At 43.4% G+C, this 25,934-nt stretch carries 28 protein-coding genes, 1 tRNA gene and 1 rRNA gene; 8 read left to right on the top strand and 22 right to left on the bottom strand.

Translation table 11 applies throughout. The features are described 5' to 3' along the window. Positions 1–58: 58 nt before the first annotated feature. Positions 59–688 carry a DUF1361 domain-containing protein gene (locus tag K4H96_RS09430; protein ID WP_223338018.1) on the bottom strand — a complete coding sequence of 210 codons (630 nt, stop codon included), beginning with the start codon at positions 686–688 and terminating at the stop codon, positions 59–61. Between the two features lie 96 nt (positions 689–784). Here K4H96_RS09430 and K4H96_RS09425 point away from each other — a divergent pair, with 96 nt between their 5' ends. From K4H96_RS09425 to K4H96_RS09400, 6 genes are all read left to right on the top strand, one after another. Further along, complete coding sequence (locus K4H96_RS09425; protein ID WP_002908111.1) at positions 785–1,597, top strand: Cof-type HAD-IIB family hydrolase; 813 nt, start codon at positions 785–787, stop codon at positions 1,595–1,597. A gap of 217 nt (positions 1,598–1,814) precedes the next feature. Next, positions 1,815–2,834 (top strand): alcohol dehydrogenase AdhP, encoded by a 1,020-nt coding sequence (gene adhP, locus K4H96_RS09420; RefSeq protein WP_223338017.1) that lies wholly within the window; start codon positions 1,815–1,817, stop codon positions 2,832–2,834. A 462-nt stretch (positions 2,835–3,296) separates the two neighbouring features. Further along, the gene (locus K4H96_RS09415) at positions 3,297–4,292 is read left to right on the top strand and encodes a PTS sugar transporter subunit IIB (RefSeq protein ID WP_002893577.1); all 996 of its coding nucleotides are present in this window, start codon (positions 3,297–3,299) and stop codon (positions 4,290–4,292) included. A 44-nt stretch (positions 4,293–4,336) separates the two neighbouring features. Next, on the top strand, positions 4,337–5,143 hold the full coding sequence (locus K4H96_RS09410) for a PTS mannose/fructose/sorbose transporter subunit IIC (protein WP_002893578.1): 807 nt from the start codon (positions 4,337–4,339) through the stop codon (positions 5,141–5,143). A gap of 18 nt (positions 5,144–5,161) precedes the next feature. Then, positions 5,162–6,103 (top strand): PTS system mannose/fructose/sorbose family transporter subunit IID, encoded by a 942-nt coding sequence (locus tag K4H96_RS09405; protein ID WP_002893579.1) that lies wholly within the window; start codon positions 5,162–5,164, stop codon positions 6,101–6,103. Positions 6,104–6,173: 70 nt separating this feature from the next. Further along, complete coding sequence (locus K4H96_RS09400; RefSeq protein WP_002920098.1) at positions 6,174–6,536, top strand: DUF956 family protein; 363 nt, start codon at positions 6,174–6,176, stop codon at positions 6,534–6,536. A gap of 187 nt (positions 6,537–6,723) precedes the next feature. On the opposite strand, the gene K4H96_RS09395 is transcribed toward K4H96_RS09400, so the two are convergent. Genes K4H96_RS09395 through K4H96_RS09385 form a run of 3 tightly spaced genes read right to left on the bottom strand, consistent with a single transcriptional unit; the run spans position 6,724 to position 8,498 of the window. Then, a complete protein-coding gene (locus K4H96_RS09395) occupies positions 6,724–7,356 on the bottom strand; it encodes a GNAT family N-acetyltransferase (protein WP_223338016.1) in 633 nt (210 codons plus the stop codon). Positions 7,357–7,369: 13 nt separating this feature from the next. Continuing rightward, on the bottom strand, positions 7,370–7,948 hold the full coding sequence (locus K4H96_RS09390; RefSeq protein WP_223338015.1) for an NAD(P)H-dependent oxidoreductase: 579 nt from the start codon (positions 7,946–7,948) through the stop codon (positions 7,370–7,372). Further along, on the bottom strand, positions 7,941–8,498 hold the full coding sequence (locus K4H96_RS09385; protein WP_223338014.1) for a TetR/AcrR family transcriptional regulator: 558 nt from the start codon (positions 8,496–8,498) through the stop codon (positions 7,941–7,943). The genes K4H96_RS09390 and K4H96_RS09385 overlap by 8 nt, the downstream gene beginning before the upstream one ends. A gap of 309 nt (positions 8,499–8,807) precedes the next feature. Between K4H96_RS09385 and serS the strand changes: the two genes are divergently transcribed. Then, positions 8,808–10,085: a serine--tRNA ligase gene (gene serS, locus K4H96_RS09380; RefSeq protein ID WP_223338013.1), complete on the top strand. Its 1,278-nt coding sequence runs from the start codon at positions 8,808–8,810 to the stop codon at positions 10,083–10,085. A 120-nt stretch (positions 10,086–10,205) separates the two neighbouring features. Here serS and K4H96_RS09375 read toward each other — a convergent pair whose 3' ends face one another. The 16 genes from K4H96_RS09375 to K4H96_RS09300 form a co-directional block, all read right to left on the bottom strand. Continuing rightward, on the bottom strand, positions 10,206–11,123 hold the full coding sequence (locus K4H96_RS09375) for a TDT family transporter (protein ID WP_223338012.1): 918 nt from the start codon (positions 11,121–11,123) through the stop codon (positions 10,206–10,208). 72 nt (positions 11,124–11,195) lie between these two features. Then, the gene (locus tag K4H96_RS09370; RefSeq protein WP_223338011.1) at positions 11,196–12,260 is read right to left on the bottom strand and encodes an acyl-CoA dehydrogenase family protein; all 1,065 of its coding nucleotides are present in this window, start codon (positions 12,258–12,260) and stop codon (positions 11,196–11,198) included. An 18-nt stretch (positions 12,261–12,278) separates the two neighbouring features. Continuing rightward, on the bottom strand, positions 12,279–12,827 hold the full coding sequence (locus tag K4H96_RS09365; RefSeq protein WP_032911848.1) for a carboxymuconolactone decarboxylase family protein: 549 nt from the start codon (positions 12,825–12,827) through the stop codon (positions 12,279–12,281). 200 nt (positions 12,828–13,027) lie between these two features. Beyond that, entirely contained in the window at positions 13,028–13,798 is a 771-nt protein-coding gene (locus K4H96_RS09360; protein WP_223338010.1) for an acetyl-CoA carboxylase carboxyl transferase subunit alpha, read from the bottom strand. Further along, positions 13,795–14,658: an acetyl-CoA carboxylase, carboxyltransferase subunit beta gene (accD, locus tag K4H96_RS09355; RefSeq protein ID WP_223338009.1), complete on the bottom strand. Its 864-nt coding sequence runs from the start codon at positions 14,656–14,658 to the stop codon at positions 13,795–13,797. Before accD ends, K4H96_RS09360 begins: the two co-directional genes overlap by 4 nt. A gap of 99 nt (positions 14,659–14,757) precedes the next feature. Further along, complete coding sequence (locus tag K4H96_RS09350) at positions 14,758–16,125, bottom strand: acetyl-CoA carboxylase biotin carboxylase subunit (RefSeq protein WP_002893598.1); 1,368 nt, start codon at positions 16,123–16,125, stop codon at positions 14,758–14,760. A gap of 18 nt (positions 16,126–16,143) precedes the next feature. Continuing rightward, positions 16,144–16,566: a 3-hydroxyacyl-ACP dehydratase FabZ gene (gene fabZ, locus K4H96_RS09345; protein ID WP_002896886.1), complete on the bottom strand. Its 423-nt coding sequence runs from the start codon at positions 16,564–16,566 to the stop codon at positions 16,144–16,146. Beyond that, positions 16,563–17,051 carry an acetyl-CoA carboxylase biotin carboxyl carrier protein gene (accB, locus tag K4H96_RS09340; RefSeq protein WP_061589281.1) on the bottom strand — a complete coding sequence of 163 codons (489 nt, stop codon included), beginning with the start codon at positions 17,049–17,051 and terminating at the stop codon, positions 16,563–16,565. Before accB ends, fabZ begins: the two co-directional genes overlap by 4 nt. Before the next feature lie 6 nt (positions 17,052–17,057). Further along, positions 17,058–18,290, bottom strand: a complete 1,233-nt coding sequence (gene fabF, locus K4H96_RS09335) for a beta-ketoacyl-ACP synthase II (RefSeq protein ID WP_002893606.1) — start codon at positions 18,288–18,290, stop codon at positions 17,058–17,060. A gap of 64 nt (positions 18,291–18,354) precedes the next feature. After that, complete coding sequence (gene fabG, locus K4H96_RS09330) at positions 18,355–19,089, bottom strand: 3-oxoacyl-[acyl-carrier-protein] reductase (RefSeq protein ID WP_223338008.1); 735 nt, start codon at positions 19,087–19,089, stop codon at positions 18,355–18,357. Between the two features lie 12 nt (positions 19,090–19,101). Next, positions 19,102–20,022 (bottom strand): ACP S-malonyltransferase, encoded by a 921-nt coding sequence (fabD, locus tag K4H96_RS09325; protein WP_223338007.1) that lies wholly within the window; start codon positions 20,020–20,022, stop codon positions 19,102–19,104. Further along, positions 20,015–20,989, bottom strand: a complete 975-nt coding sequence (gene fabK, locus K4H96_RS09320) for an enoyl-[acyl-carrier-protein] reductase FabK (RefSeq protein ID WP_002896881.1) — start codon at positions 20,987–20,989, stop codon at positions 20,015–20,017. The genes fabD and fabK overlap by 8 nt, the downstream gene beginning before the upstream one ends. 136 nt (positions 20,990–21,125) lie before the next feature. Next, a complete protein-coding gene (locus tag K4H96_RS09315; RefSeq protein WP_227956485.1) occupies positions 21,126–21,350 on the bottom strand; it encodes an acyl carrier protein in 225 nt (74 codons plus the stop codon). A gap of 55 nt (positions 21,351–21,405) precedes the next feature. Further along, on the bottom strand, positions 21,406–22,380 hold the full coding sequence (locus tag K4H96_RS09310; protein ID WP_223338006.1) for a beta-ketoacyl-ACP synthase III: 975 nt from the start codon (positions 22,378–22,380) through the stop codon (positions 21,406–21,408). Further along, on the bottom strand, positions 22,380–22,814 hold the full coding sequence (gene fabT, locus K4H96_RS09305; RefSeq protein WP_002901186.1) for a fatty acid biosynthesis transcriptional regulator FabT: 435 nt from the start codon (positions 22,812–22,814) through the stop codon (positions 22,380–22,382). The genes K4H96_RS09310 and fabT overlap by 1 nt, the downstream gene beginning before the upstream one ends. A 141-nt stretch (positions 22,815–22,955) precedes the next feature. Next, complete coding sequence (locus tag K4H96_RS09300) at positions 22,956–23,747, bottom strand: enoyl-CoA hydratase (RefSeq protein WP_002893616.1); 792 nt, start codon at positions 23,745–23,747, stop codon at positions 22,956–22,958. 250 nt (positions 23,748–23,997) lie between these two features. Here K4H96_RS09300 and K4H96_RS09295 point away from each other — a divergent pair, with 250 nt between their 5' ends. Then, complete coding sequence (locus tag K4H96_RS09295; protein ID WP_223338005.1) at positions 23,998–25,362, top strand: aspartate kinase; 1,365 nt, start codon at positions 23,998–24,000, stop codon at positions 25,360–25,362. A gap of 195 nt (positions 25,363–25,557) precedes the next feature. Here K4H96_RS09295 and K4H96_RS09290 read toward each other — a convergent pair. Further along, positions 25,558–25,631, bottom strand: a tRNA-Asn gene (locus tag K4H96_RS09290). 5 nt (positions 25,632–25,636) lie between these two features. Next, a 5S ribosomal RNA gene (gene rrf, locus K4H96_RS09285) occupies positions 25,637–25,752 on the bottom strand. Between the last annotated feature and the right edge of the window lie 182 nt (positions 25,753–25,934).

Genomic DNA, 25,934 nt, shown 5'->3' with positions numbered 1-25,934 from the left:
GATATTTTAAATTATAATAAAAAACATTCACTTTTTCAAGATGAATGTCTCGCTATTCTTATTTTTTATTATCTTTCATCAGAAATACCAAACTCATAAACTGTAAAAAGGTAAAACCAAGAATGAAAGGCAGTCGATCAGGCTGCAAAGATTGCAAGAGTTTCTGTAGAACCAGCTGAGGATGAAGTAATAAATCCCAGCTATTGAGGCGATCATAACGTCCTATGTAGATAGCCAGACTGGACACAGCCGACAGAACTGCCGTCAGCAATAGATCCAAATACCAGTTAAGCTTCCAACGCTCCTTGATGACATACCAGCTCTCCATACCACAGAAAATCCCGAATAAAATACTGGAAACAAAAGCTAAAAAGAGCAGAAAAACACTTGGCTTACTCAGAACATCTGCCACCCAAGTCATATGAATCAAATCAGTAATCATATAGAAAGTGTTGGGGAAGAAAAGCAACCACAACAGGAAAAGAAGAGGATAAGCCCACTTCTGCTTCTTGAATAAAAGCGTCAAGACAGCTGCATCATAGCTGATTAAGGCCAAGGTCATATTCCAGATGAGATAGGTTGGACCCCCATTTAGAGATTGGATATAGATAAAAAAGGCAATCATTAGAAAAAGAGCATGAATCATGAACGGTTTACGCATACGAAAAGCTCCTCCTTGCTGTGTCATAATTGTGACTGATTAGAGCACCATTATAACATAAGTCGTGTTATTTACACTGAATTCTGTTATAATAGTCTGTATTATCACTGAAAAGAGACTCACATGACAAAAAAAGTAATCGCTGTGGATTTGGACGGAACCTTGCTGGATTCTAACAGCAATCTGTCTGACTTCACCAAAGAAACCATCAAAAAAATTTCCCAAAAGGGCCACAAGGTCATCATCACAACAGGACGGCCCTACCGCATGGCTTTGAAATATTATAAAGAATTAGAGCTCAATACGCCCATGATTAACTTCAATGGCTCTCTGACTCACATTCCAGAAAAGAAATGGGACTTTGAAAAATCGCTGACGCTGGATAAGTCCTTTCTGCTGGATATGGTTAAGCGCAGGGATGAGATTGAAGCGGATTTCATTGCCGGCGAATACCGCAATAAATTTTATATCACCAATCCTAATGAAGAAATTGCTGATCCCAAGCTCTTTGGCATCGATGCTTTTAAGCCTGAAAATCAGTTTCAAGCCAATCTAGTAACGGAGAATCCTAACGCCATTCTCCTGCAGACACGAGCAGCTGACAAATATGCTCTGGCAGAGGAAATGAATGCTTTTTACCAGCATGAACTTGCCATCAACTCTTGGGGCGGACCGCTCAACATTCTCGAGTGTGCTCCCAAAGGGGTCAACAAAGCCTTCGCCCTTCAGTACCTGCTTAATGTTCTCAATGTGGATCGTAAAAATCTGATTGCCTTTGGCGATGAGCAAAATGATACTGAGATGCTGTCCTTTGCTGGCACTGGCTATGCCATGAAAAATGCCAATACTGACCTTCTTCCATACGCAGACCAGCAGTTGTCTTTGACTAACGACCAAGATGGCGTCGCCCACGAGCTAAACAAACTCTTTTTATAAAAGTAGACAATTAGGCAAACTCTGTTCGAGAGTTTGTCTTTTATTTTTTGTCTTCTCTCGACCTCAATCATGCTCAAAAGCTTTAAAAATCGGAGCTTATCCGCCGTATCATAGTTTTAAAGGTTACTTCTGCTTGAAATTGTAAGCGTTTGCCATTTGTTTGAGTTTGTGATATAATTAACATAATCAAAAACTAAATAACAGGAGGAAACTACTTATGAGAGCAGTTGTTGTAAATCCAGAGGGAACTAATGTCCAACTCGTTGAAAATAAAGAAATGCGTCCTCTTGAAACCGGGGAAGCTCTCGTTGATATCGAATACTGCGGTGTCTGCCATACGGATCTGCACGTCGCGCATGGTGACTTTGGCAAGGTACCGGGTCGCGTTCTCGGACATGAAGGTATCGGTATTGTCAAAGAAATCGCTCCAGATGTAAAAAGTCTCAAAGTCGGAGACCGCGTCAGTGTCGCTTGGTTCTTTGAAGGCTGCGGCGCTTGTGAATACTGTACAACTGGCCGCGAAACCCTTTGCCGGATAGTAAAAAATGCAGGCTATTCCGTTGACGGTGGGATGGCAGAGCAATGTATCGTAACAGCTGACTACGCTGTCAAAGTCCCTGAAGGTCTTGATCCTGCTCAAGCTTCTTCTATCACCTGTGCCGGTGTAACTACCTACAAGGCTATCAAAGAAGCTCAGTTGCAGCCAGGCCAATGGACAGTTATCTTTGGAGCAGGTGGATTGGGTAACCTAGCGGTTCAATATGCTAAGAAAGTCTTTAATGCCCATGTTGTCGCTGTTGATATCAACAATGACAAGCTCGCTCTGGCCAAAGAAGTTGGTGCTGATATCGTCATCAACGGCCATGAAGTTGAAGATGTCGCTGCTCTTATCCAAGAAAAAACTGGCGGTGCGCATTCTGCCGTAGTAACAGCCGTTTCTAAAGTTGCCTTCAACCAAGCTGTTGATTCTGTTCGTGCTGGCGGTCGGGTAGTTGCTGTTGGATTGCCATCTGAAATGATGGACCTCAGCATTGTCAAAACTGTTTTAGATGGTATCCAAGTCATTGGTTCCCTCGTTGGTACACGCAAGGACTTGGAAGAAGCCTTCCAGTTTGGTGCTGAAGGATTAGTGGCTCCTGTCGTTCAAAAGCGCCCTGTTTCAGATGCTGTGGATGTCTTTGACGAAATGGAAGCGGGTACTATTCAGGGACGTATGGTCCTTGACTTCACACACTAATCCTTTAAAGCATGCCAGTCCCAACATTTACCAAGCTCTTGGAAACTTATGATAGACAGACTTGATACTATTTAGAAACTTTTGCCATTAATAGAGGGAGACTAAAGACATTAGATGCGATTTTTTGTCTTTGGTCCTCCTCTTTCTTTTTTGAAAAATAAACACTTTCTCAAACACGATTCTTTTCTTTCATTTCAAAAGTCTCTTTCATATTATTTCACACTTTTTTCATATATTAATCTGTTGTATTTTCTATTTTCCTAATTTATTAAAACATTTCTATAGCTATGGTTTGCTTATACCTATATTTATCAGGCATTCAGTGAATACTGACATTTTTGAAAGAAAAAGTCGTTTTTAGGAACAAACGCTTGCATTTTTCATGAAAACGTTTTATAATAAACTTGCCTTAAAGTTTTCTTAAAACTTAAGTCAAACATTTTATAAGGAGGAATGTCAATAATGAGTATCGGAATCATTATTGCTAGCCACGGTGAATTTGCTGCTGGTATTCATCAATCAGGTTCTATGATTTTCGGTGAGCAGGAAAAAGTACAAGTTGTAACTTTCATGCCCAACGAAGGACCAGATGATCTCTATGCAAAGTTCAATGACGCTGTGGCTTCGTTTGATGCGGACGATGAAGTGTTGGTCTTGGCTGACCTTTGGAGTGGTTCTCCATTCAACCAAGCTAGCCGTGTCATGGGTGAAAATCCTGACCGCAAGTTCGCTATCATTACAGGCTTGAACCTGCCTATGCTGATTCAAGCTTATACAGAAAGGATGATGGATGCCAACGCCGGCGTTGAAGCTGTGGTTGCTAACATTATCAAAGAAGCCAAGGAAGGAGTCAAAGCCCTGCCTGAAGAGCTAAATCCTGCTGCTGAAGAAGCAAATGCTCCTGCTGCAGCTGCTCCAGTTGCCCAAGCAGCGATCCCTGAAGGAACTGTAATCGGTGACGGCAAGCTCAAAATCAACCTTGCTCGGATCGACACACGCTTGCTGCACGGTCAGGTAGCAACAGCTTGGACGCCAGATTCAAAAGCAGATCGTATTATCGTTGCCTCTGACTCAGTAGCTCAAGATGAACTTCGTAAAGAATTGATCAAGCAAGCTGCACCAGGTAATGTCAAAGCCAATGTTGTCCCAATCGACAAATTGATTGCTGTTTCAAAAGACCCTCGCTTTGGCAACACACATGCCTTGATTCTGTTTGAAACTCCTCAAGATGCCCTTCGTGCTGTTGAAGGCGGTGTGCCAATCAAGACCCTTAACGTTGGTTCTATGGCCCACTCAACTGGTAAAACAATGGTCAACAACGTACTGTCAATGGACAAGGAAGACGTTGCTACTTATGAAAAGCTGCGCGACCTTGGCGTTGAATTCGATGTACGTAAAGTACCAAATGACTCTAAAAAAGATTTGTTTGATTTGATTAAGAAAGCCAACGTGCAGTAGAATCAAACGTTTTGCTTTTATTAATTTACGAAAGGATTTAGAACATGTCTATTATTTCTATGGTTTTAGTAGTCTTTGTTGCCTTCTTAGCTGGTCTAGAAGGTATCTTAGACCAATTCCAATTCCACCAACCACTGGTTGCTTGTACCTTAATTGGACTGGTAACTGGTAATTTGGCTGCCGGTGTTATGCTGGGTGGCTCTCTCCAGCTAATCGCTCTTGGCTGGGCTAATATCGGAGCTGCTGTAGCACCTGATGCCGCCCTCGCTTCTGTTGCCGCTGCCATCATCATGGTACTGGGCGGAGACTTCTCAAGCAAAGGAATCGCTGTAGCACAAGGTGTTGCTATTCCGCTTGCTGTTGCTGGTCTCTTCTTGACTATGATTGTCCGTACTTTGTCAGTCGGTTTGGTTCACGGTGCAGATGCTGCTGCGAAAAAAGGAGACATTAAAGGAGTTGAACGCGCTCACTTTATCGCTCTTTTCATGCAAGGAGCACGTATTGCTATCCCTGCAGCACTTCTTTTGATGATTCCTGCTGAGTCTGTTAAATCTGCTCTTGAAGCTATGCCAGCTTGGCTATCAGAAGGTATGCAAATCGGTGGTGGTATGGTCGTAGCCGTTGGTTATGCCATGGTTATCAACATGATGGCAACTCGTGAAGTATGGCCATTCTTCGCTATTGGTTTCGCTTTGGCTGCTGTCAGCGAACTCACTCTGATTGCCCTCGGTGCAATTGGTGTCGCTATTGCCCTCATCTACCTCGCTCTGTCTAAAAAAGGCGGAAATGGCGGTGGCGGAGCAACAGCTTCATCTAACGATCCAATCGGCGACATCCTAGAAGACTACTAAGAAAGGAGACACACTATCATGACAGAATTAAATACTGTAAAACCTGATGAGTCAGGAAAATTGACTCTTTCAAAGGCTGACCGTCAAAAAGTTTGGTGGCGTTCTACTTTCTTGCAAGGCTCTTGGAACTACGAACGTATGCAAAACTTGGGCTGGGCTTATTCACTGATTCCAGCTATTAAGAAGCTTTATACTAAAAAAGAAGATCAAGCTGCTGCTCTTGAGCGTCACTTGGAGTTCTTCAACACTCACCCATATGTTGCAGCTCCAATCATCGGAGTTACACTTGCGCTTGAAGAAGAAAAAGCAAATGGTGCAGCAATTGACGATGCGGCTATCCAAGGGGTTAAAATCGGTATGATGGGACCTCTGGCTGGTATCGGAGACCCTGTCTTCTGGTTCACAGTTCGTCCTATCCTTGGAGCACTTGGAGCATCTCTTGCTTTGACCGGAAATATCATTGGTCCACTTATCTTCTTCTTAGCTTGGAATGCTATCCGGATGGCTTTCCTCTGGTACACACAAGAATTGGGCTACAAGGCTGGTTCTGAAATCACTAAAGACATGTCTGGTGGTATCCTCCAAGACATTACCAAAGGTGCTTCAATCCTAGGTATGTTTATCTTGGCTGTTCTGGTTGAGCGCTGGGTATCTATTAAGTTTGTCTTTAACGTATCATCTGTTAAGCTAGATGATAAAGCATATATCCATTGGGACAAATTATCTAGTGGCTATAAGGGTATCCAAGAAGCCTTTGCTCAAGTAGGTCAAGGACTATCTCAAACCCCTGAAAAAGTTACAACTTTCCAACAAAACTTGGATTCCTTGATTCCTGGTTTGATGGGACTGCTTCTAACTTTCGCTTGTATGTGGTTGCTTAAGAAGAAAGTGTCCCCTATCACAATCATCATCGCCCTCTTCGTAGTTGGTGTACTAGCTCACGTTGCTGGTTTGATGTAATCAAAAAGAAGGTTTCGACCTTCTTTTTATTGTGGTATAATAGCTATATTATTTAAAAGGGAGTTACTCTATGGCACAGTCACAAAACAAAACAGTTGAGTTTAATACCACTGGCGTATCCTATCTTGGATTAGGCGGAAAGGTTGGGAAATTTCTAATCGGCGAGACAGCTCTGGAGTTTTATGCTGATGCCAATGTAGAAGATTATATTCAGCTGCCTTGGACTAGCATCACTACTATCGGTGCTAATGTTTCTGGCAAAAAAGTCAGCCGCCATTTTGAAATCTGGACTGACAAAGGAAAGTTTCTCTTTGCCTCCAAAGACTCTGGTAAGATTCTCAAAATTGCACGAGAACATATTGGCAACGACAAAGTCGTTAGATTGCCGACTCTGTTACAAAAAATTGCTGGAATCTTTAAGAAGAAAAAATAGGGTTGAAAAAGTTTCAACCTTATTTTTTATATTTTCGACTAAGACAAAAGCTGCTTGTATCAGCAAAATGGAGCTAGCACAAAAAATTGAAAAGTGAAACAGGTTTGAGAATGCACTATTTCAGTCCCTTGAAATGATTGGGTGGGGTAAGCTGATATTATCAATGCAAGACCGCATCATTAGATCTTCAAAAAGTATAAACATCAGCTAATTTTTTCTCGAAAGTCCATGTCTTGACACCTTCAACATCACGGACATCTAACTGCTTAAATCCGTTCTTTTTGTAAAAACGACAGTTGCTTTCTGTATGAGTAATCAAAGTAAGCCGCTGGCATTTCTCTTCTTTTGCAAGCAACTCAAGTCCTTTTGAGATAAAAAGACCGCCAACTCCCTGCCCTTGATAATCAGGCAGCACACCCAGTAGTTCAAGATAAAGAGTTGAAACACTCCTTTTCTTAGCTTCTTTACTGCCCTCCCCAAAGACTTTTTGAAAAGCTAAAAGCTGAGGAATATATTGCCACATCCTCCATGCTCCTGCCCGCAAAAAGGAAAGTATACCGACAGGATGGCTACCGAGCTTATGAATAGTAGCGACTGCCATAAGACGCCCGTCCACTTCAGCAAGCAGACAAATATGATGACGCATCGCTGCCTTAACCATAACTGCATGCAATCTATTTAGAAAATCAATATAAGACTGGCTACTGCCAAAGAGAGGGCGGAATTTTTCTCTGTAGATCTCATGCTCAGCAAAAGCAGCAGTTAAAACTGAGACCACAGCAGCAAGCTCCCTTTCATCTGCTCTTCTAAAACGAATCATGATAGCTACCTCTTCAAATCTTTTCTGCTAATTTTTCTAAAAAAGCTTGACGTTTTTCAGCTGTAGACTGAGAAATATTCCCGAAATTCAACCAACGGCGCTGTCTAGCGCCGATAGACTTAAAGGTATGGCCCAACATGGCTTTCTTGACGACATCACCACAGAAATACTTAAGATAGAAGGTCGGTGCTGCAGAGGTAGTAATAGCCAATACCTCTTTAATATTGGTCAGACGACCAACTAACTGGCGAGTCTTCGTCTCCTCGTAAATCTTATTTTTCAAAAATACCTTATCTTCAAAGCCCTTGACAATAGCTGGCATATCCGCCCACCAGATAGGAAAAATCATGATAAGGCGGTCACAGGACGCAAGAGCTTCCTGATATTTTAAAACCAGCGGGTCTAGTGCCTGCCCTTTATTAAAAAGCGCTAGCTCTTCCTTGGTATAGACAGGATTAAAACCATCCTCATAGAGATCGACCAGTTCATAGGTCTGACCTTTCTTCTCCAACAAGTCCTGAACCTGCTCTAAAATAGCATGGTTAAAGCTTTTATCATAGGGATGTGCATAAACAATGAGATTTTTAATCATGTTTGTAACCTCCTAGTAAATCATTGAACATTGAGCGATAGACTTCCTCATCAAAAGGCTCTAAGCCTTTGGCAATAAAATGACCATAGCCTGTGATGAAGGTGTCCAGTTTGAGCAAGAGAATCTTTTTCTCTTTCTGACTCTCAATAGGCAGCCGATCCAGATAATCTACTGTCTTATTCCCAATTTCCAGAAGCTCACCTTTCCGGTAAGCCTCTATCGCCACAGGACTGAAAAAGAGAAAATCCATCATCCGACTGTTAGTTTCATATTCCGATAAAAGAAAGAGTCCTATCTGCCAAATGCAATCCAGAGGATCAGAGACTCCATCTAGATACTGCCCCTCTAAACGCTTAAGCTGCTTCTGGTTTTCCAAAAGACAGACCTGATAGTAAAGTTCCTCCTTATTCTCAAAAGCCTTGTAAAAAGCACCAGTTGTAACCCCCAGCAGAGATGCCAGTTTCCTCAGGGGGATATTCTGATAGCCATACTCTCTGATAAGCTGGCTTGCCTTTTCAATCATACGGTCGCGTGTTGTTTGTTTTACCATAAGAACTCCTTCAGATAACTACGTTACCTTTATTTAAAGATAACACAGTTATCTTTTTCTGTCAAGATTTTTCCTATCCTGGGATTTACATTTTCCGGAAAATCCTGTATAATAGTTGAAACGGATAAGTACTATTGGGCACTTTTCAGAAAGTCTGCGGTGGCTGTGAGCAGATAAGGAGAAAATAGGAAATTCTACCGTTAGTTTAAAAATGAATAATTAAGCAAGTGCACTTTTGTGAAGTTGGATGGAACCGCGGCTATGCCGCTCCAACAGTTTCATAAAGTGCTTTTATTTTTGGAGGTACCTATGTTAGATTTAAAACGTATCCGTACAGATTTTGATTCTGTAGCTGAAAAATTAGCTACGCGAGGTGTTGACGCAGCTACCCTTAGCCAAATGAAAACCATAGACAAAGAACGCCGGGATTTATTGGTCAAGGTCGAAGAACTCAAGGCTGAGCGCAATACTGTTTCTGCTGAAATTGCCCAAGCTAAACGCAACAAAGAAAATGCAGATGACAAGATTGCTGCAATGCAAAAACTTTCTGCTGAGGTCAAGAACTTAGATGCAACCTTGGCTGACCTAGACGCCAAGTTGACTGAATTCACTACCACTCTGCCGAATATTCCGCACGAAAGTGTTCCTGTCGGAGCAGACGAGGACGAAAATGTCGAAGTTCGTCGCTGGGGGACACCGCGCCAATTTGACTTTGAAGCTAAGGCTCACTGGGATTTGGGTGAAGATCTGGATATCTTGGACTGGGAGCGTGGAGCAAAAGTTACTGGTGCTCGCTTCCTCTTCTATAAGGGCTTGGGAGCAAGACTTGAGCGTGCCATCTACAACTTCATGCTGGACGAGCATGGCAAAGAAGGCTATACCGAAGTTATCACTCCTTACATGGTCAACCACGATTCTATGTTTGGGACTGGGCAATATCCTAAGTTCAAAGAAGATACCTTTGAGCTAAGCGATACCAACTTCGTTCTGATTCCGACTTCTGAAGTTCCACTGACCAACTATTATCGAGACGAAATTCTCGACGGAAAAGAATTGCCAATCTACTTCACCGCTATGAGCCCATCATTCCGCTCTGAAGCGGGCTCTGCTGGTCGTGACACGCGCGGTCTCATTCGTTTGCACCAATTCCACAAGGTTGAAATGGTGAAATTTGCCAAGCCAGAAGAATCATATGAAGAGCTAGAAAAGATGACTGCCAACGCAGAAAACATCCTGCAAAAGTTGAATCTGCCTTACCGCGTTGTAGCACTCTGTACTGGAGATATGGGCTTCTCAGCTGCTAAGACCTACGACTTGGAAGTTTGGATTCCGGCTCAGAACACCTACCGTGAAATCTCTAGTTGCTCTAACACAGAAGATTTCCAAGCTCGTCGAGCTCAAATCCGCTACCGTGACGAAACAGATGGCAAGGTCAAACTCCTTCATACTCTCAACGGTTCTGGACTGGCCGTCGGACGCACAGTGGCAGCTATCTTAGAAAATTACCAAAACGAAGATGGCTCTGTGACTATCCCAGAAGTTCTGCGTCCGTACATGGGTGGATTAGAAGTTATAGCGCCAAAATAAAAAGCAGATCATACTGATAATTTGCCTGTATCATTAGGTCTAAGTTCAGACTTATTTTGCTAAAATTAAAAAAATCCGAGTTCAACTCAGAGAAAATCAAAAACAGATTTTCAAAGAGTATCATCTCGGATTTTTTGTTATCTTTCTGGCTCGCAATGAGACTGTATAGTAAAAACAAACATAGAGGACAATTACGACGGCTAGCAGAGCTTCTGCATGACTTAGCCAAACAAGCCAAGCCCAACCTAGATAATCAAGTCCCAGTTTCAGGGCAAAAGCTGTATTGACAAGAGGAAAGGTCAAGGCTGACCAGCTAAGCTGAGGTCCCAGTCGGAAAATACGAGGTAAGAGGCATAGGACCAAGAGATAAAAGGCCTGCGATAAGAGGAGCAGCAAGGCAACAAACCAACCTTCAGCATCAGAACCAGCCAGACGTATATAACTTCCCAGTAGGAGCGAAAAAGGTGCACAGTAAATGGCCCACTGCGGCTTTAAAACATCAGGCAGCCTTTGTGACCACCTAGACCTGTAAAATAAGGGATAGAGAATCAAACTCAGTAGCAGAGCAAAAAACCAAGCTACATAGCCCAAAAACGGCTGATGAACTACACCCTGAGTCAAGCTTGCCATGGCCAATCCAACATATAGGACCGTCCAGCTCGGGGTCAAAGATAATCCCTCGGCCTTAAGGACATACTTCCAAGTAAAGATAGCTATTAGAAAAATATGCAGCAGCAAGGCTATATACCAAAGAAACTGGCTCACCAAAAATAAGCCAAGCTTGCTTAGGTAAGCAGCTAAGAGCATACTAGCCATAGGATAAGTCGCAAAGCTCGATAAGAAAGGGGCCTTTTGCAAATCTTGCCGATAGTCCGAAAATGACAGCACTAAAGCCAGTGTCAGATAAAGCCAAAGTATCAAAGCTAGACCATTCAAGAAGTGGAAAAAGATAGAATGGTAGTTCAGTAACAGATTACCTAGGCCAAATAGGCCAAGAATCAACCCAGATAAAAGAATGGGCGGTCGTTTGCTGTTCACGAAGCAACTCCTTTATAGTAATGTTTTGAAGTTCCTTTTCAATGACAGTCAAACATTTATTTGCCATCATTTCTATGAAACTTCTAAAATATGCCGCAGCTGGACTGCACTCGGTGAGACAATGGGAAGAAATGCTCCTTCGTTCCAACGACGGATAAAGCCAGAAGTCGAATTACTCAAATATCCTCTGCCTCCACTAGCCTGCAGCTCCAAGAGCAGACTTTGAGCTACCACATCAACTATATCAATTCGCAGCTGGAAGAGCTCCTTAGGACGTTCAACAAAATAACCAGGCTGGAGAAGACCTCTATAGAGCTGTTCCTGGATCGCAGTCAGAGCAGCCACTTGCTCCTCCCACTCCTCTCTCAAAATAGAGCGGACTGACAGATTGGCTTCAACCTCCTCCAGAGACTTCTCTGCTAGGCCAAGAGCCAAACCAAACTGGTAACCGAGAAAAGCTGGGCGATTTTCTGCCAAAAAGGCCTGGGCATCTTGAGCAAGAATCCATTCCTCTTGCAAAGGCACATGGTTAAATGTCAGGGCAGCTGTATTTCCCCCTTGCAAGGATACAAACTCTAAATCCGCTGAACGGGAGAAATTCTCTGCGTCAGATGGTACAGCCAGAACCAGCGGCTGACGGCTCCCGTCTTCGAAACCGGCAACAAATATGCTGAGGAAACGATCCGCGCGAGCATTGGTTACCCAAGGCAGACGCCCCTTCAGATAAAGCTTCCCGCCTGCTTCCACGATAGAGACATTTAACTCCTCTAGATCCGACAAGAATTTAACAGCATTAGACAGGGCTGTCGCACCTGCATATTCTCCTGACAAGAGCCCTTCCAAATAGTGGTCTCTAAAGTAGGGATTAGGAGATTTTAAAATGTTATCAATAAAGGTCCTTTGCCCCCAAGAGATAAAGGAAGAGGTCAAAGAATGGTGAGCCAGCTCCTTGAGCACTTCAATCACATCCGTATCATTGCCACCTCGGCCTCCCAGCTCTTCTGGAACGCCAACCCGAAAGGCTCCTTCAGCAGCAATACGCTCAATCAGTTGATTGCCAGCTGCACAGGATTCTTTGTCAATTTGGTCAGCGTGATCATCCAACCAGTTGATAAACTCTTCTGAAAAAAATGTCATTTGCCACCTCCTCAAAGACTAGGCATAAGGCTGCAATTCCGGATTAATTGGCGTGTTGGCTAGATTATTGGCATAATTGCAAAGGGTCGCAAGGCTAACACCCAGAACTACATCCAGTGCATTCTCATGCGTATAGCCTGCTTCTAGGAAGTCTGACAAAGCCTCATCTCCGACTCGTCCCTTAGTATTGATGACAGCAATGGTAAATTTAGCAAGTGTATCTAGCTTCGGATCTGTATCAATCGGAGTACGATTGCGCAGAGCCTCCAAAAGATCATCATTCATTTGAATCTGCTTGATTGAAAAGGCTGTATGACCCGCCACACAGAAAGCACAGCCGTTAGTAACTGCAGCCGTAATCTGCACTACTTCACGCTCAGTCGGTGTCAGGCTGTTACGGCGATTGATAGCTCCAACCGTCCGATAAGTTTCCAAAGCCGTTGGCGCATTGGCCAAAAGTCCGATAAGATTAGGAATGTAGCCACCGTTATCTTTTTGAACAGTTTCCAGGACTTCTTTTACCTCGGCTGGTGCGGACTCAATTGTGTGGATAGTAAATTCTGACATATGAAACCTCATTTCTTTTAATTAGAAACTATCTTAACATAGGACCAATGGCTTGTATAATATATATTTTATATAGGTCCTATAAAGAGAATATAATGCAATTTTTCAAACTAAAATATATTCCCCTCGTAAGGTGGTTCCACATTAATTCCAAACAAGAATCCGAAACGAGAAAAAGAAGCCTTTTGGCTTCGATTTTTTTAATATTTCCTGAATCTCTGGTAGCGATTTTCCAGTAATTGCTCCAAGGGAAGCTTAGACAGACTATCCAACTCAGCAGCAATTTCTTCTTTCACTGCAGCCAGTAATTCATGGTTGTTAAAGCCTCTTTCAGGAATAACCTTATCCACCACTTCCATCTGCAAGAGCTCGTGTGAAGTAATTTTCATCAGTTCTGCCGCTTCCATAGCGCGGCTGCCGTCTTTCCAGAGGATAGAAGCAAAACCTTCCGGACTGAGAACTGCATACATAGAATTTTCCAGCATCCAGACCTTATCTGCTACAGCCAAAGCCAAGGCACCACCAGAGCCACCTTCACCAATGATGATGGCAATAATCGGTACTTTGAGATTGCTCATTTCCATCAAGTTACGGGCAATGGCTTCCCCTTGACCGCGCTCCTCAGCACCGACACCAGGGTAGGCACCAGCCGTATTGATAAAAGTTACCACAGGACGGCCAAATTTTTCCGCCTGCTTCATGAGGCGCAGGGCCTTGCGGTATCCTTCTGGATGCGGCTGTCCAAAGTTTCGGCGCAGATTGTCCTGCAAATTACGGCCCTTTTGAATACCGACCACAGTTACAGGCTGACCGTTTAGCGTCCCGATACCGCCAATCACCGCACCGTCATCTCGAAAAGAGCGATCTCCATGCAGCTCAACGAAGTTATCAAAAATTCCTTGTGCAAAATCCAGCGCAGTCAAACGAGCCTGATCACGCGCTTCTTTAATAATCCGAGTGATTTTTGTCATGCTTGACCTCCATGGAATGCTAATAAGGTAGCAAGTGTATCTCTCATGTTACCACGCTTGACGATGGCATCTACAAACCCATGCTCCATGAGAAATTCAGCCTTTTGAAAATCATCTGGCAGCTTCTCACGAACCGTGGACTCAATAACCCGACGCCCTGCAAACCCAACAAGAGCCTGAGTTTCAGCCAGAATAATATCACCCTCCATAGCAAAAGAGGCTGTGACACCACCAGTTGTCGGATCTGTCAAGACTGTCAGATAGAAGAGACCTGCTTCAGAATGCCGCTGTACCGCCGCAGAGACCTTAGCCATCTGCATCAAGCTCATAATGCCCTCCTGCATGCGGGCACCACCAGAAGCCGTAAACAGAACGACTGGCAATTTATGCTCTGTCGCATACTCAAAGAGGCGGGTAATCTTTTCACCCACAACTGTCCCCATAGATGCCATGATAAAGTTTGAATCCATGATTCCAAGAGCAGTTTTATGCCCCTTGATACTAGCCGTCCCAGTCAGAACCGCCTCATCTAAGCCTGTCTTCTCACGGGTAAGAGCCAATTTCTCCTGGTAGTTAGGGAAGTTCAGAGGATCCTTGGTTTCAATTCCAGTGAACATCTCCTCAAAACTATTCTCATCCACAGTTAGATTTAAGCGCTCATGAGCAGAAATACGGAAATTATAGCCACAGTTAGGACACACACTGTCATTTCCAAGATCTTTTTGGTAAATGGTATGCTTACAACCTGGGCATTTCGAAAAGAGTTCGTCTGGTACCTCAGGCTTTGCTTGAGGCTTTTCCCGACTCGCTCGATTAGGATTGATACGGATATATTTATCCTTCTTTGAAAACAAAGCCATCGTTTACGTCTTCTCCTTTTCAAGATTTTATACTCAGGCACATCAAACTGCAAGAGCCGCCGTCTTTTTAGTTTACAGAGCAGCTCTTACATGTCTCATCTATTGTTTCTCTTGATAAGCCGGAAGGAACTTCTCCATGAGAAAGGCTGTGTCATAATCACCAGCAATTACATTAGGATCTGAGATTAAGTCCAGTTGGAAGCCGCTGTTGGTCACAACACCGTCAATTTCTAGTTCATAGAGTGCACGCTGCATCTTCATCAAAGCATCAAAGCGATTTTCCCCATGAACAATTATCTTCGCAATCATGCTATCGTAGTAAGGGGGGATGGTGTAGCCAGGATAGACGGCTGAATCCACGCGCAGCCCCACTCCACCGCTTGGCAGATAAACATTTGAAATCTTACCTGGACTCGGCGCAAAGTTAAAGGCTGGATTTTCAGCATTGATCCGACACTCAATCGCATGCCCTCGGATTTCAACATCATCCTGGCTGAAGGACAGCTCTTGACCGTTTGCGATCTTAATTTGCTCTTTTACGATATCCACACCGGTAACAAACTCGGTGACTGGATGCTCAACCTGCACCCGAGTGTTCATCTCCATAAAGTAGAATTCACCCTTGGCTTCATCAAGCAGAAACTCAATTGTACCAGCATTTTCATAGCCGACAGACTGAGCAGCCCGAACAGCTGCTTCACCAATCTGCTGACGCAAGGTTTTCCCGATTGCCACAGATGGACTTTCTTCCAGTACTTTCTGATTATTACGCTGCAAAGAGCAATCCCGCTCGCCCAAGTGAACCACATGCCCCTGCTGATCTGCCAAGATCTGCACTTCAATATGGCGCGCTGGATAGATGACTCGCTCCATATACATGGCACCATTACCAAAGGCCGCTTTGGCTTCGCTAGATGCAGACTCAAAGGCCGCTACTAAATCCTCAGCCTTTTCAACCTTACGAATGCCCTTGCCGCCGCCACCAGCAGAAGCTTTAAGCATGACTGGATAACCAATTTTCTCGGCGACTTCCAAGGCTTCTTCAGAGGTATGAACTTCTCCATCAGAACCTGGGATAACTGGCACTTTCGCCTTAATCATCTGAGCCCGAGCATTAATCTTGTCCCCCATCATGTCCATAACAGCACCTGAAGGCCCAATGAACTTAATGCCGACTTCTTCGCACATGGTCGCAAATTTAGAGTTTTCACTCAAAAAACCAAACCCAGGATGAATGGCTTCTGCACCTGTCAGAACAGCAGCAGACAGGACCGCGTTCATATTCAGATAAGAATCTGTGGACTTGGCTGGACCGATACAGACAGCCTCATCAGCCAATAGGGTATGGAGTGCTTCCTTGTCAGCCGTTGAATAAACAGCTACCGTATCAATTCCCAACTCGCGGGCTGCACGAATAATTCTGACCGCAATTTCCCCACGGTTAGCAATTAAAATTTTACGAAACATGGTGAAAGCTCCTTTTATCTACTGGCCAATCGCAAAGGTCAAAGTACCGCTGGCTGCAAGTTTTCCATCAACTTCTGCTTTCGCCTCTACAACCGCAATCGTTCCGCGGCGCTTAACAAACTTAGCTGTCATAATCAACTGATCACCTGGTACAACTTGCTTCTTGAACTTAACCTTGTCCATACCAGCATAGAAGACCAGTTTGCCCTTATTTTCTTCTTTGGATAATTCCAGCACGCCGGCTGTTTGAGCTAGAGCTTCCATGATCAAGACACCTGGCATAACAGGATATTGAGGAAAATGTCCGTTAAAGAAAGGCTCATTGACTGTCACATTTTTCAGAGCGACAATCTCATCTTCGCTAACTTCCAAAACACGATCCACTAAAAGCATTGGGTAGCGGTGCGGAAGTGCTTCTTTTATTGCATTGATATCAATCATTTGATGCGTACCAGCCCTTTCCCAAATTCAACCATTTCTTCATTCTGAACCAGAATTTCTGTAACCAGACCATCTTTAGGTGCTGGAACTTCATTCATGACCTTCATTGCTTCAATAATCATCAGGGTTTGACCTTTTTTAACTTGGTCTCCAACTGATACAAATGGCGGCTTGTCTGGACCAGCTGCTAAGTAAGCCACACCAACCAAAGGACTTTCCACAACATCACCTTCAGCAGCAGGTGCCGGAGCTTCTGAAGCTGTTTCAGGCTCAACAGATGGAGCTGCTTGAGGAGTTGGTTCAATCACAGGTGCACTCGCAGCCTGCAAAGGTGCAGCAATTGGAGCAGCGCTGGCTGTTGGAACTGCAGCCTGACCTTCATTCTTACTAAAAGTTAGCTCATCACTCTGATTTTTGTAAGAAAACTCACGCAGACTAGACTTGTCAAACTGCGCCATTAAATCTTTAATTTCGTTGATATTCATAGGTTTTTAAGCCTCCCAGCGTTTAAAGGCAAGAACTGCATTGTGGCCGCCAAAGCCAAATGTATTGGAAATCGCATAAGGGATTTCCTGTTCCTTACCTTGACCGTAAATAACGTTGGCTTCAATATAGTCTGGCAGCTCTGTTGTACCAGCTGTTTTTGGCACATAGCTATGACGCATTGCTTCAATCGTCGCAATAGCCTCAACCGCGCCCGCTGCACCGAGCAGATGTCCTGTAAAGGATTTAGTAGAAGACACCGCTACATCTTTACCAAAGACAGAAACAATGGCTCCGCTTTCGCCTTTTTCGTTAGCAGGAGTTGATGTACCATGAGCATTGACATAAGCTACATCTTTTGGTTCAATTTCAGCTTCTTCAACCGCCTGTTTGATCGCCTTGATAGCGCCCAAACCTTCTGGATGCGGAGAAGTCATATGGTAAGCGTCACAAGTATGACCGTATCCTACCACCTCAGCCAAGATAGTAGCTCCGCGTTTCTCAGCATGTTCCAAACTTTCCAGGACCAGCATACCAGAACCTTCACCCATGACAAAGCCATTGCGGTCCTTGTCAAAAGGAATAGAAGCACGCTTAGGATCTTCTGTCGTAGAAAGAGCAGTCAGAGCCTGGAAACCAGCAATCGCAAATGGTGTAATAGAAGCTTCTGAGCCACCAACCAGCATCACATCTTGATAACCAAATTTAATTGAGCGGAAAGCTTCACCAATCGCATCGTTAGCTGAGGCACAAGCTGTATTGACAGACTTACAGATACCATTGGCTCCAAAGCGCATCGCAACATTTCCTGCCCCCATATTTGGCAGGGCTTTTGGCAAGGTCAAAGGTTTGATACGTTTAGGACCTTTTTCATGCAAGCGAACAACCTGCTCTTCAATTTCCTGAATCCCACCGATACCTGAAGCCACAATGACACCAAAGCGATCCTTATCCAACGCATCTACATCTAAGTGAGCATTGTTGACCGCTTCTTGAGAAGCATAAATCGCATAGAGTGTGTAATTATCATAACGGTTGGTATCCTTTTTGACAAAGTATTTATCAAAAGGAAAATCCTGAATTTCCGCCGCATTGTGAACACTGTATTCACTATGATCAAATTTAGTAATTGGACCGATTCCAATATTGCCTTCTTTTAAATTATTCCAGAATTCTTCTGGAGTATTCCCGATAGGTGAAGTTAAACCGTATCCTGTTACAACAACTCGATTAAGTTTCATATTGAGCTCCTTTATTTAGATGAATCAACTGATTTTCTACTCGTTAATATTCAAAAACTGTGACTTACTGCATGGTAAAGCCCCCATCAATCGTGATGACTTGACCCGTCAGATATTCTTGACCCGCCAAGAAGAGAGCAACATCTGCTACTTCTTCCGGAGTACCAAAACGCTTCATCGGAATGAGTGCCAGAGACGCTTCCTTTACTTTTTCTGGAAGTACATCTGTCATATCAGATGCGATAAAGCCAGGGGCAATGCAGTTCACACGGATATTACGCGCTGCCACTTCACGGGCTACTGACTTAGAAAAACCAATCAGACCGGCCTTGGAAGCTGCATAGTTTGCCTGACCGATATTTCCAGCCAAACCAACGACACTCGATAGGTTGATAATAGCACCCTGACGAGCTTTTGTCATCGGTTTCAGGACTGATTGTGTCATATTGAATGTTCCAGTCAAGTTCACTTTCAGCACCTGCTCAAAATCTTCTTCCGTCATTTTCAGCATGAGCTTATCACGGGTAATACCAGCATTATTGACCAATACATCAACAGACCCCAGAGCCGCAAGAGCTTCTTCCACTATCCGCTGAGCATCCGCAGATTTAGACACATCCCCAATAACAGCTACGACTTTACCAGAATAGCCGGCAAATCCAGCCAAAATATCATCAGAAATCCCGCTTAGTCCGTTTAAAATAACATTGGCTCCGACACTGGCAAATTTATGCGCAATTGCCAGCCCAATTCCACGAGCGGACCCTGTAATTAACACATTCTTGTTTTGTAATTCCATGATGATTCCTCATTATTTTTCTAGAAGAGCATTCAAACTTTCTACATCTTCAACTTGGCGTACATCCGCAGACCTATCAATTTTCTTAATAAAACCAGACAGAACTTTGCCAGGACCGATTTCGATAAATTCAGTCACACCAGCTTCCTGCATCTTAGCAATGCTGTCATAAAAGCGCACTGGCTCCATTACCTGACGAGTCAAAAGCTCTCTGACTCTTTCTTTTTCCATCACAGTTGCTTCAGTATTTCCGACTAATGGCAGTACAAAATCTGAAAACTCAACTGTTCCCAAGACTTCTGCCAATCGTTCGCTGGCTGGCTTTAAAAGCGCTGTATGGAAAGGTCCGGATACATTGAGCGGGATTAAGCGCTTGACACCGGCATCTTTCAAAAGCCCCACAGCCTTGTCTACTGCTGCCACTTCTCCGCCAATAACAATCTGACTAGGCGTATTATAGTTGGCTGGTGAGACTACACCAATAGCGCTTGCTTCCTGACAGACCTCTTCAATGAGAGAAGCCTCAGCATTTAAAACTGCGACCATTTTTCCAGAACCTGCTGGAGCTGCCTCTTCCATGAAGCTACCGCGCTTAGCAACCAAGACCACTGCAGTCTTAAAATCAAGGGCGCCAGCAGCTACCAAGGCAGAATATTCTCCAAGCGAGAGACCTGCTACCATATCAGGCTCGATTCCCTTATCAGCCAAGAGCCGATAAATAGCTACTGAAGTTGTTAAAATAGCCGGTTGCGTGTAGCGAGTTTGATTGAGCTTTTCCTCATACTGATCGATCAAAGCTCGGACATCATAGCCTAGAACTTGGCTAGCCTCATCAAAAGTTGACCGCACAAGCTCATACTGATCATAAAGCTCACGCCCCATTCCAAGGTACTGCGCTCCCTGACCGGCAAAGAGAAAGGCTCTTTTAGTCATTTCTAGTTACTCCTGCCCAACGTTTCGCTTCCTGCTGAATCTTCTCAGCAGCACCATAGTAGATATCTTTGAGGATCTCTTCGACTGTTTCTTCCTTACTGATTAAACCAGCAATTTGACCAGACATGACGGAACCATTTTCCACATCTCCGCGAACAACCGCATTGGCTAGAGCACCAGCTCCAAGATTTTCAAAAACAGTCAAATCTGGATTTTCTTGCTTGAAGGCTTCTTTTTCCGCCTTTTCGAAATCACGCGTCAGCTTATTCTTGATAGCACGAACCGCATGACCAAAATGCTGGGCAGAGATAGTTGTATCAATATCGCGAGCCTTCAAAATCATATCCTTGTAGTTCTGATGAGCATTGGATTCCTTAGCGACGACAAAGCGAGTTCCGACCTGAACGGCCTCCGCTCCTAGCATAAATCCAGCCGCAGCCCCAGAACCATCTGCAATACCACCGGCAGCAATAACCGGGATGCTAACTGCTTCTGCAACCTGACGAACCAAGGACATGGTAGTCAATTTTCCGATGTGACCACCGGCTTCCATACCTTCTGCGATGACTGCATCCGCACCGATTTTTTCCATTCGCTTAGCCAAAGCCACACTTGGCACAACAGGGATAACTGTAATCCCCGCTTCATGGAAACGAGCCATGTGCTTGCTTGGATTACCCGCACCAGTTGTTACTACTTTTACTCCCTCTTCAATGACGAGATCCACAATGTCGTCCGCAAAAGGAGACAGGAGCATGATATTAACACCGAAAGGACGGTCTGTTAAAGACTTAATCTTGTCAATATTAGCCTTTACCACTTCCTTGGGTGCATTTCCGCCACCGATGATACCAAGACCGCCAGCTTTTGAAACCGCGCCAGCCAAATCTCCGTCAGCAACCCAGGCCATTCCGCCTTGGAAAATAGGATAATCAATGTTCAATAATTCTGTAATACGTGTTTGCATAATACCTTCCTTTTATCATTGCTTAAGTAATAGCTTGATCTCAAACTACCACACGCTAGATGTATTTTCTTTACTTTGACAGTCAAACTATTACCTAAACAAGAGAGAATATCTTTCGATACTCTCAGTTACTTGCTTATTTAGTTTTTTCTTCTACATAAGCAACCAAATCAMCAACTGTGTTCAAACCTTCTTCAGTTTCGATTTGGATGTCAAATGCATCTTCAATTTCTGAAATCACTTGGAACAAGTCCAATGAATCTGCTTCAAGATCATCGAAAGTTGACTCAAGAGTAACTTCTGATGGCTCTTTGCCAAGTTCTTCAACGATAATTTCTTGTACTTTTTCAAATACTGCCATGGATAGACTCCTTTAAAAATAAAATATTTTTTATCATGTGTTTCCACTTGATTAACTAAATTGTAACAATAAGCGTGCCCCATGTCAAACCTCCACCGAAACCTGACATCAAAATTGTCTGATTTCCGTTCAGTTTGATCAGTCCTTGCTCCACACACTCAGATAATAAAATCGGGATGCTAGCTGCACTAGTATTACCATATTCCATCATGTTGGCTGGAAGTTTCTCCCGCGCAACACCAAGCTTCTTAGCCATTTTATCTAAAATACGGATATTGGCCTGATGCAGCAACAGTAAATCCAAATCTTCCGCTGAAAGCTGACTGCTTTCAATGGTTTCTTTGATAGAACGAGCAACATCACGAATAGCAAAGTCAAAAATTGCTCTACCGTCCATTGTCAGATAAGGCTGATCCTTACCTTTTTCAGAAAAAGGTGAAGACAAACCGATTTTTCCGCAGGTCAGACTATCTCCGCGAGATCCGTCCGTAAACTGACTTTCTGCCAAAAAATGCTGTTCTGAAGCACTTTCCAACAGGACACCGCCAGCACCATCTCCAAAGAGAACAGCCGTTGAACGATCTGACCAATCTACTGTCTTAGAGAGCGTCTCACTTCCTATGACTAGACCTTTTTGATAACGGCCTGAAGAAATAAATTTTTCCCCAGTAGATAGGGCAAAGATAAAGCCACTGCAGGCCGCCGTCAGATCAAAGGCAAATGCATTCTTAGCCCCAATATTGGCCTGTACTCTCGCAGCAGCTGAAGGCATTAAAGAATCCGGCGTAATAGTGGCAACAATGATAAAGTCCAGGTCCTGAGCAGAAATTCCTGACTTTTGCAGCAAATTCTCTGCTACTTTTGTAGCTAAATCACTGGTCGTTTCATCTGACGATAAATGGCGGTTTTTAATCCCAGTTCGACTTGAAATCCACTCATCACTGGTATCCATAATCTCGGCTAGATCATCATTGCTGACAACCTGACGGGGAGCATAATGAGCCACCTGGCTAATCTTAGCATAGTTCATTATTTCAAATCCTCTAGGAAACTATATAAATTTTGCAGGCCCTTTTGCATTACTTGTCTCTCTTCTGGACTCATCCCATCCACTACTTGCATGACCATGCGGTTGTGGAATCGCTTGTGGAGACGATACAAAAGCCGCCCATTCTTTGTCAAATTTAGATGCACCACACGACGGTCAACTTCCGACCGACGCCGCTCAATATACCCCTTACGCTCCAGATTATTCAAACTGGTCGTAACAGTCCCCAAGGTAACCATCAATTCTCGTGATATATCACTTGGAGTAGCATTTGGGGTTGTGCCGATGACATCTATCGTATGCATTTCCTTAATGGAGACGTCGTTGAAGCGACTGCTTCTTAGGCTCGATTCTTCAATAACCAAGACATTATTGAAAATAGACGTTAAGTAATCATTTACTAACTGAAAATTCAAAACCAACCCTCCTTAAGAAAATACTTTGATAATCAAATTTTATCAGATAGAAAAGTAATTTGCAAGCTTTTTTGAAAATTAATTTGATTTTCAAATATTTTTGTAAACAACTTGCAAAATAAGCAACCTTGAACCGATACATTATTTACCAGTAAAGTTTGGACGACGTTTCTCAGAGTAAGCCCGAACCCCTTCTTTAAAATCTTCTGTAAAAGCCAGCGATTTCTGTAGTTCCAACTCTAGCTCAGCATACTCAGACCAGCCACTGAACAGACTCTTCCAGACCATTTCTTTCATAGCTCTGTAAGAATTTAGAGAGCCACGTTTCAGCTTCTTCAGCAACTGTTCCGTTGTTTTTTCCAATTTCTCTGTTTCACAGACTTTATAAAGCAAGCCGTAATCCAGAGCTTTCTCTGCAGTCAGAGCTTCCCCAGTCATAACCAGATGGGTCGCCCGAGTTACCCCGATAGCACGAGTCAGTAAGAAAAGACCACCAGCATCTGGCGCCAGACCAACCCCAACAAAGGCCTGAATGAAACGGGATTTTTCAGTGGCAATACAGAAATCTGCTGCAACGACCATATTAGCAGCCGCACCAGCAACAGGGCCATCAACACTCATGATAACCGGCTTAGGCAGACGCTTCATAGCAAAGGAAATATCATTCACCAGTTCTGCGATTTTCACCAAGGATTGGACGTCATCATCACTGACAGCTCTCTGCATCTCAGCCAAATCCCCACCCACTGAAAAAACCTTACCATTAGCATTGATAACTAAAAATTTGACGGACTCATCCTTAGCAGCAAGTTCAATAGCCTCTAAAATTTCCTCACACATAGGAATATTAAAGCCATTTGAAACTTCAGGACGATTGAAAGTAATCGTTGCTACCTCATCTGCTACATGATAGAGAATTCCATTAAATGTCATTTCAGCTCCATTCCCGACCCGATTTCAAATCAGCCGTTTTATTTTATTCTTAAATAATTTGATATTCAAATTATACACAACTTATATTTTATCATAAAATATAAAAGAAAGGAAATAAAAAATGGGAAAAATTAGATGGTCTTCAAATTTGAAGTGTAAAAGTAATATTTTGGATAAAAATAGTATAAAAAATGCGTTTGAATAATTTTCAGAATTTTGTTATAATTTTTAAAATAAGATAGGAGAACCAATGAAAGTTGTAAAATTTGGTGGAAGTTCACTGGCTTCTGCGACTCAATTAGAAAAAGTTTTGAACATTGTCAAATCTGATCCTGAACGTCGATTTGTTGTAGTATCAGCGCCAGGAAAACGCCACGACGACGATATCAAAGTAACCGATGCCCTGATTAAATATTACCGAGAGTATATAGCAGGAAATGATGTCACACCAAACCAACAGTGGATTATCAATCGCTATGCAGATATGGTGGCAGAACTAGGTTTGAAACCAAAAGTTCTGGAGAAAATTTCCAAAAGCATCACAAGCCTTGCAACTTTGCCAATTGAAGATAATGCATTTCTTTATGATACTTTCCTTGCAGCAGGAGAAAACAACAACGCTAAATTAATTGCAGCATATTTCAGTCAAAATGGCGTTCCAGCTAGCTACGTACATCCGAGAGAAGCAGGACTCGTCGTTTCCAGTGAACCTGGCAATGCAAGAATTCTCCCTTCTAGCTATGATAAGATTGAAGAACTCAACAATTCTGATGAAGTTCTAGTTATTCCTGGTTTCTTTGGTGTAACACAAGATGGACAAATCTGCACTTTCTCTCGCGGGGGTTCTGATATTACGGGCTCTATCATTGCTGCGGGAGTCAAAGCAGATGTTTATGAGAACTTTACTGATGTTGATGGAATCTTTGCCGCCCATCCTGGCATCGTTCACAAACCACATTCCATTCCCGAGCTAACCTACCGTGAAATGCGTGAATTGGCCTACGCTGGCTTTACCGTTCTCCATGATGAAGCTCTGCTTCCAGCATACCGCGGCAAAATCCCGCTGGTTATTAAAAATACCAACAATCCAGAACATCCAGGTACTCAAATTGTCCATAAACACAGTAAGGACCACCTCCCGGTCGTTGGAATTGCTGGAGATGCTGGCTTTGTCAGCATTAACATGTCCAAGTACCTGATGAACAGAGAAATCGGCTTTGGTAGACGCGTCCTTCAAATTCTAGAAGACCTGAATATTGGTTGGGAGCACATGCCTACAGGAATTGACGACCTTTCCATTATCTTACGTGAGCGCGAACTAACTCCAATCAAAGAGGAAGAAATCCTTCGCCAGCTTGTCCAAAAAGCAGAGGTTGATCATGCAGAAATCGAACACAACCTTTCCATTATCATGATTGTCGGCGAAAAAATGAAAAGTCATATTGGTGTAACTGCCACTGCAACCAAAGCTCTTTCAGAAAATAACATCAACATTCAAATGATGTCCCAAGGCTCAAGCGAAGTATCCATCATGTTTGTTGTTGAAAAAAACCAGGAAAAAGCTGCCATTCGCGCGCTTTACCGAGCTTTCTTTGAACCCCAAACACAGGAGTAAAATCAGACTTAGGAACCATTTTTATCAAACAAACTCTAGTGAAAAAAGCAGAAGTTAGTCTGAGACTAACTTCTGCTTTTTTTGATTCAACTGCTAAATACTGTTATTTAATTCATAGACTATCTGAAAAACAATAGATTTCAACTGTAAATAATACCGAAAAATACAAAAAAAGAGGTAAAAACCTCTTTGAAACTCCGCCAGTAGGACTCGAACCTACGACATCATGATTAACAGTCATGCGCTACTACCAACTGAGCTATGGCGGATAACTGCTAAGCGACTACCATATCTCACAGGGGGCAACCCCCAACTACTTCCGGCGTTCTAGGGCTTAACTGCTGTGTTCGGCATGGGTACAGGTGTATCTCCTAGGCTATCGTCACTTAACTATTGAATTAACTGTCCTGTCCTCTCAGACAAGCCTTGTCAACTCAAAATTGAATACAATATCAAATCTCACAAAAACTCAAACCATTCGCTGCACTCTGATGAATCTCTTATTCTAGGATAAGTCCTCGAGCGATTAGTATTAGTCCGCTCCATGTGTCACCACACTTCCACTCCTAACC

Origin of the sequence: Streptococcus sanguinis (assembly GCF_020729765.1) — a bacterium.
Classification (GTDB): domain Bacteria; phylum Bacillota; class Bacilli; order Lactobacillales; family Streptococcaceae; genus Streptococcus; species Streptococcus sanguinis_Q.
This window is presented reverse-complemented; position numbering and strand designations above follow the sequence as displayed.

Bases quoted from the DNA above. Each gene is read 5' to 3' on its own strand.
- K4H96_RS09430 (WP_223338018.1), bottom strand. From the start codon at position 688: ATGACACAGCAAGGAGGAGCTTTTCGTATGCGTAAACCGTTCATGATT.
- K4H96_RS09425 (WP_002908111.1), top strand. From the start codon at position 785: ATGACAAAAAAAGTAATCGCTGTGGATTTGGACGGAACCTTGCTGGAT.
- adhP (WP_223338017.1), top strand. From the start codon at position 1,815: ATGAGAGCAGTTGTTGTAAATCCAGAGGGAACTAATGTCCAACTCGTT.
- K4H96_RS09415 (WP_002893577.1), top strand. From the start codon at position 3,297: ATGAGTATCGGAATCATTATTGCTAGCCACGGTGAATTTGCTGCTGGT.
- K4H96_RS09410 (WP_002893578.1), top strand. From the start codon at position 4,337: ATGTCTATTATTTCTATGGTTTTAGTAGTCTTTGTTGCCTTCTTAGCT.
- K4H96_RS09405 (WP_002893579.1), top strand. From the start codon at position 5,162: ATGACAGAATTAAATACTGTAAAACCTGATGAGTCAGGAAAATTGACT.
- K4H96_RS09400 (WP_002920098.1), top strand. From the start codon at position 6,174: ATGGCACAGTCACAAAACAAAACAGTTGAGTTTAATACCACTGGCGTA.
- K4H96_RS09395 (WP_223338016.1), bottom strand. From the start codon at position 7,356: ATGATTCGTTTTAGAAGAGCAGATGAAAGGGAGCTTGCTGCTGTGGTC.
- K4H96_RS09390 (WP_223338015.1), bottom strand. From the start codon at position 7,948: ATGATTAAAAATCTCATTGTTTATGCACATCCCTATGATAAAAGCTTT.
- K4H96_RS09385 (WP_223338014.1), bottom strand. From the start codon at position 8,498: ATGGTAAAACAAACAACACGCGACCGTATGATTGAAAAGGCAAGCCAG.
- serS (WP_223338013.1), top strand. From the start codon at position 8,808: ATGTTAGATTTAAAACGTATCCGTACAGATTTTGATTCTGTAGCTGAA.
- K4H96_RS09370 (WP_223338011.1), bottom strand. From the start codon at position 12,260: ATGACATTTTTTTCAGAAGAGTTTATCAACTGGTTGGATGATCACGCT.
- K4H96_RS09365 (WP_032911848.1), bottom strand. From the start codon at position 12,827: ATGTCAGAATTTACTATCCACACAATTGAGTCCGCACCAGCCGAGGTA.
- K4H96_RS09360 (WP_223338010.1), bottom strand. From the start codon at position 13,798: ATGACAAAAATCACTCGGATTATTAAAGAAGCGCGTGATCAGGCTCGT.
- accD (WP_223338009.1), bottom strand. From the start codon at position 14,658: ATGGCTTTGTTTTCAAAGAAGGATAAATATATCCGTATCAATCCTAAT.
- K4H96_RS09350 (WP_002893598.1), bottom strand. From the start codon at position 16,125: ATGTTTCGTAAAATTTTAATTGCTAACCGTGGGGAAATTGCGGTCAGA.
- fabZ (WP_002896886.1), bottom strand. From the start codon at position 16,566: ATGATTGATATCAATGCAATAAAAGAAGCACTTCCGCACCGCTACCCA.
- accB (WP_061589281.1), bottom strand. From the start codon at position 17,051: ATGAATATCAACGAAATTAAAGATTTAATGGCGCAGTTTGACAAGTCT.
- fabF (WP_002893606.1), bottom strand. From the start codon at position 18,290: ATGAAACTTAATCGAGTTGTTGTAACAGGATACGGTTTAACTTCACCT.
- fabG (WP_223338008.1), bottom strand. From the start codon at position 19,089: ATGGAATTACAAAACAAGAATGTGTTAATTACAGGGTCCGCTCGTGGA.
- fabD (WP_223338007.1), bottom strand. From the start codon at position 20,022: ATGACTAAAAGAGCCTTTCTCTTTGCCGGTCAGGGAGCGCAGTACCTT.
- fabK (WP_002896881.1), bottom strand. From the start codon at position 20,989: ATGCAAACACGTATTACAGAATTATTGAACATTGATTATCCTATTTTC.
- K4H96_RS09310 (WP_223338006.1), bottom strand. From the start codon at position 22,380: ATGAACTATGCTAAGATTAGCCAGGTGGCTCATTATGCTCCCCGTCAG.
- K4H96_RS09300 (WP_002893616.1), bottom strand. From the start codon at position 23,747: ATGACATTTAATGGAATTCTCTATCATGTAGCAGATGAGGTAGCAACG.
- K4H96_RS09295 (WP_223338005.1), top strand. From the start codon at position 23,998: ATGAAAGTTGTAAAATTTGGTGGAAGTTCACTGGCTTCTGCGACTCAA.